Raw genomic sequence first — 1,073 nt, 5'->3', positions numbered from 1 at the left:
GATAACATCAATGATATTTGGGTATTTATGTCTGAATATAAAGAAAAGTTAAATAAAAATGAAGATGTTTCAAAGCAGGAAGAATTAATAAATAAAATTATTTTTCAAGCTAATCCTAATATAAATGTTTCTGTAAAAGACAGTTACCTAAAATCTAGGCTTTTAGAAGGACTAGATAAACCTATTCAAAGAACAGATATTCTTACAAAGAACTTGAATGTTTGGACACAGGCAAGCGAGGTTTGGATTTCTTCTGACAGGTGGCTTAAATCTTATTCACATCAAAATATAAATATAAATGAATTAAAAGGCAGGAAGGCATGTATTGGTTTAGATTTGGCAACGACAAGAGATATAGCGGCTTATGTTTTATGTTTTGATTCTATTGATAATGGTCCATATATACTTCTGCCACGATTCTTTATGCCTCAAGAAAATATCAGGCAGCGTTCTAAAGAGGACAGAGTACCTTATGAATTATGGGCTTCTCAAGGTTTAATTACTTTAACAAGCGGTGATATAATAGATTTTGATGTTATAGAATCTTCAATCTTAAATGATGCTGCATATTTTGAAATTATAGAAATAGCTTATGACCCTTGGAAAGCTATTGAAATAGTAACACACTTAGAAAGCGAAGGCTTCAAAATGGAACAGGTTAGGCAGTCTTTTGCTGTTGGAGGTTTATCTGAAGGAACTTCTTTATTTGAAAAAACTATAGATGAACGAAAACTTTTACATGGTAATAATGCAGTTCTTAATTGGATGATAAGCTGCTGTGAAGTAAAAACAGATGGTAGAGATAATTATCTTCCTGTAAAACCTGACAGAAGAAGATCATATAAAAGAATAGATGGTGTTGTAGCCTCTATTATGGCTCTTCATAGAGTGATTAAAAATCATTTTGAAGATACGACAAGTATTTATGAAAGCGAAGGTGTATTTACCTTATAATCTGGATACTTTATATATTATTATATATAAAGTATCCATTTAAATAATTAAAAAAAGGTTTACAGTACTTTCAAATTGTCTATTTCATATTTTATTTTATTCATATATCTAGTTAATAT

Annotated in this window: 1 protein-coding gene; it reads left to right on the top strand. The window is 29.5% G+C overall.

All coding sequences use genetic code 11. The features are described from left to right. Positions 1–954 (top strand): terminase TerL endonuclease subunit (locus BRSU_RS14015; protein WP_048596209.1); only part of this gene is annotated, 954 nt, incomplete at its 5' end. Positions 955–1,073: the final 119 nt, after the last annotated feature.

The sequence above is a fragment of the Brachyspira suanatina genome (genome assembly GCF_001049755.1).
Classification (GTDB): Bacteria; Spirochaetota; Brachyspiria; order Brachyspirales; family Brachyspiraceae; genus Brachyspira; species Brachyspira suanatina.
Note: the sequence above shows the minus strand (reverse complement) of the source record. Positions and strands in the feature narration are given on the sequence as shown.